Origin of the sequence: Aeromicrobium sp. (assembly GCF_049587115.1) — a bacterium.
In the GTDB taxonomy this organism is placed as follows: domain Bacteria; phylum Actinomycetota; class Actinomycetes; order Propionibacteriales; family Nocardioidaceae; genus Aeromicrobium.
The window spans coordinates 1-3,467 of sequence record NZ_JBAVDI010000048.1 but is presented as its reverse complement, the minus strand read 5'-3'; the positions used below and the strand labels follow the sequence as shown (position 1 = coordinate 3,467).

At 67.4% G+C, this 3,467-nt stretch carries 3 protein-coding genes; 1 reads left to right on the top strand and 2 read right to left on the bottom strand.

Features of this window, described 5'->3' with window-relative positions:
- A partial coding sequence (locus tag WB461_RS04815) for a cobalamin-dependent protein (RefSeq protein ID WP_423851583.1) occupies positions 1 to 851 on the bottom strand: 851 nt, incomplete at its 3' end.
- 105 nt (positions 852 to 956) lie between these two features.
- Between WB461_RS04815 and WB461_RS04810 the strand changes: the two genes are divergently transcribed.
- Positions 957 to 1,460, top strand: a complete 504-nt coding sequence (locus WB461_RS04810; protein ID WP_423851582.1) for a MarR family winged helix-turn-helix transcriptional regulator — start codon at positions 957 to 959, stop codon at positions 1,458 to 1,460.
- Between the two features lie 25 nt (positions 1,461 to 1,485).
- On the opposite strand, the gene WB461_RS04805 is transcribed toward WB461_RS04810, so the two are convergent.
- Entirely contained in the window at positions 1,486 to 3,390 is a 1,905-nt protein-coding gene (locus WB461_RS04805) for an acyl-CoA dehydrogenase (RefSeq protein ID WP_423851581.1), read from the bottom strand.
- Positions 3,391 to 3,467 lie beyond the last annotated feature (77 nt).

Sequence of the window (3,467 nt, the reverse complement as noted above, 5' to 3'; positions counted from 1 at the left end):
TTGGCGATCGAGATCACGTCGGGCAGCGACTCGGGCAGCTCGCGCGAACCCCTGGTCGCGAGCGACCGGAAGTAGGCGCGCTCGCCGTCCAGGGAGTTCATCCGGATGCGATCGCCGAGCAGTGCACCGCCACCGCGTCGACGGGTCGGATCGACCGCGATGACCGCGATGCGCAGCTTGTCCTGCTGGTCGACTCGGAAGCGGCGGACGAGCTCGTCGGTCAGTGAGGATTTGCCGGAGCCGCCCGTGCCGGTGATGCCGAGCACGGGGGCGGTGTGAACGGCCGCTGCCTCGCGGATTCGCTCCAGCTGCTCAGCGTTCAGCGCGCCGGCCTCGGCGTAGGTGATCGCCCGGGCGATCACGGAGCGGTCCCCCGCGATGACGGCGTCGACGTCGAGCTCGCCGAGCTCAAGCAGGCTGAAGTCGCAGTCCTTGACGACCGAGTTGATCATGCCGACCAGGCCCAGGCGCTGGCCGTCCTCGGGGGAGAAGATCGTGACCCCGCTGCGGCGCAGCCGGGCGATCTCGTCCGGGACGATGACGCCGCCGCCGCCACCCACGACGTGGATATGACCAGCACCCTGCTCGCGCAGCGACTCGACGAGGTACTCGAAGTACTCCACGTGGCCGCCCTGATAGGACGAGACGGCGATGCCCTGGACGTCCTCCTCGATCGCCGCATCGACGACTTCCTTGACCGATCGGTTGTGCCCGAGGTGGACGACCTCGGCGCCTTGTGACTGCAGGATCCGGCGCATGATGTTGATCGAGGCGTCGTGACCGTCGAAGAGCGCGGAGGCGGTCACGAATCGTACGGGGTGACTCGGCGTGTGCAGGTCCTGCTGGTGCATGCGTCCTCGATCTCCTGGCGGGCGGTCGTGCGAATCCCTAGGTCTTAAAATAGTCGGGCATCCAAGTAATTGCCAGCCCGGGTGGCGATTCCCTACGATGGGGCCATGCCACGCGAACCGAAGCTGCCGTTCGACCCGATCGAACGCGCTTCAGAGCTGTGGACCACGCACATCGGCGACCCGACCTCGATGCGGCTCGCCACCTCGATCATGCGCGTCCAACAGCTGATCATCGCCGAGCTGGACGCCGTGCTCAAGCCCTACGGCATCACCTTCGCCCGCTACGAGGTGCTGGCACTGCTGTCCTTCAGCGCGACAGGCCGGCTGCCGCTCAGCAAGATCGGTGAGCGGCTCATGGTGCATCCGACCTCCGTGACCAATGCGATGGACCGACTCGAGGCCCAGGGCCTGGTCAAGCGGGTCGCAGACCGCACCGACCGCCGCCGCACGCTGGCCGAGCTCACGGCACAGGGCAAGGACGTGCTGGGGCAGGCGACCGAGAAGATCATGGGTATCGATTTCGCGGTCAAGGGACTTGACGCAGCCGAGCAGGACGCGACGTACGAGCTCCTGCGCAGCCTGCGGCTCTCCGCCGGCGACTTCGACTGACGCGTCGCGCCAGCACCAGATCGGCTCAGTCCTGCAGCATGGCCGCGTTGAGAGTGGCCTCGGGGACGCCGAATCCCTCGATCAGGGTGAGCGTGTGGGGGCGGAGCTTCTCCAGCAGATCGTTGACGAGCGTCGTCACGGTCTTGGCCCGGGTGTCGGCCAGCCGGTTGTGTCCCATGAACCAGGCAAGATCCTCTTCGATCGAGGTCAGGGCGTACAGGGAGCACACGTCGCGCAGCAGCTCCTGGGCCTCGGGACTCTCGCACCGGGCGATGCCAGCGGTGAACGCCTCGAGGACGACCCGCTCGATGTGCACCCGTCCGGCGCGGATGACGTGGTCCTGCGCGGCGTTGAAGACCGCGAACGCCTCGGCCTTGTCGCTGCCCGCACGCCGCAGCCGGCGTGCGGCGGTCTCGAGCACATGCTCCTCGCGGTCCTCGAACAGGCTGAGCTGAGTGCCACGATCCAGCAGGTCGTGGTCGTCGTCGCTTTTGCCGGGTCGAGCATCGATCAGTCGTTGGATCAGCTGTGAGGCCGCAGTGCGCTCCTTGACGACGTCGGCGACCGTGCCGGCCGCGAATCGTACGAGTCCGACCGGGTCGAGCCCCCCGACCTCGGCGGCGTATGCCGTCAGGAGCTCCTTGGCGACGAGCTGGAACAGGACGTGGTTGTCACCCTCGAACGTCGTGAAGACATCCGTGTCACCTTTGAGGGTCGTGAGTCGATTCTCGGCCAGGTAGCCGGCGCCGCCGCACGCTTCACGCGCCTCCTGGATCGCCGTGGTCGCGTGCCACGTCTGGGCTGCCTTGAGGCCGGCGGCGCGGCTCTCGAGCTCGCGCTGCTGGTGCGGCGGGGGCGGATCCTCCGAGCCCTGGATGCGATCCATGCGCGCCACGAGCTGGTTCTGCGCGAAGCGGTAGGCGTATGAGCGTGCGATCAGCGGGAGCAGCCGCCGTTGGTGCATGCGGTAGTCCATCAGCAGTATCTCGTTGCCCGGCTCGGGACCGAACTGCCGGCGCTTCAGGGCGTATCGTCCGGCGATGCTGAGGGCGACCTCCGTGGCTGCGCTGGCAGAGCCGCCGACGCTGACCCTGCCCCGCACCAGCGTGCCGAGCATCGTGAAGAAACGGGCCTGGGGATTGTCGATCGGCGAGGAGTAGGTGCCTCCCTCGTCGACGTGACCGTATTTGTTGAGCAGGTTCTCGCGCGGGATGCGTACCTGGTCGAAGATGATCCGGCCGTTGTCGACGGCCCCGAGCCCGCCCTTGTGCTTGTCGTCCGACGTCGTGACGCCGGGCAGGTCATGACCATCGGCGTCACGCAGCGGCACCACGAAGCAGTGCACGCCGTGGCCCTCCCCCTTGGTGATGAGCTGGGCGAACACGGCTCCGACCCGTGCGTGCTCGGCGGCCCCGCCGATGTAGTCCTTGCGTGAGGACGGCGTCGGGGAGTGGATCACGAACTCCTCGGTAGCCGGATCGAAGGTCGCGGTGGTCTCCAGGCTCTGCACGTCGCTGCCGTGGCCGGTCTCGGTCATGGCGAAACAACCGAGGATGTCCAGGTTGATCAGCCCGGGGATGTACGCCTGGTGGTGCTTGTCCGTGCCGAGGTTCTCGATCGCGCCGCCGAACAGGCCCCACTGCACGCCCGCCTTGACCATCAGGGACAGGTCGAACTGGGCCAGCATCTCGATGGCCGTCACCGCCATGCCCGGGTCGTTGCCGCCGCCGTGCTCCTCGCGGAAACCAGCCGCTGACATGCCGGTGGGCACCAGCTCCTTGAGCTGGCGGAACGTGCGCTCCCGCGCCTCGTCCAGGCTCAGGTCGTGGTCGAAGAGGAGATCCATCTCCGACAGGTCGTTCCGCGACTGCTCGCGCACATGGCGCCACTTGCCGTCGAGGGCGATCCGTAGCTCATCTGACAGCGTCATGGGCTCAAAGTACTCGGGCCGGTCAGCCACCGCACAGTCCTCATAGGCTGGGCCCATGAGCGCACCCGTCACCGTCT

What these genes read in the sequence shown, in the direction of transcription:
- WB461_RS04810 (WP_423851582.1), top strand. Translation starts at nt 957, where the DNA reads ATGCCACGCGAACCGAAGCTGCCGTTCGACCCGATCGAACGCGCTTCA.
- WB461_RS04805 (WP_423851581.1), bottom strand. Translation starts at nt 3,390, where the DNA reads ATGACGCTGTCAGATGAGCTACGGATCGCCCTCGACGGCAAGTGGCGC.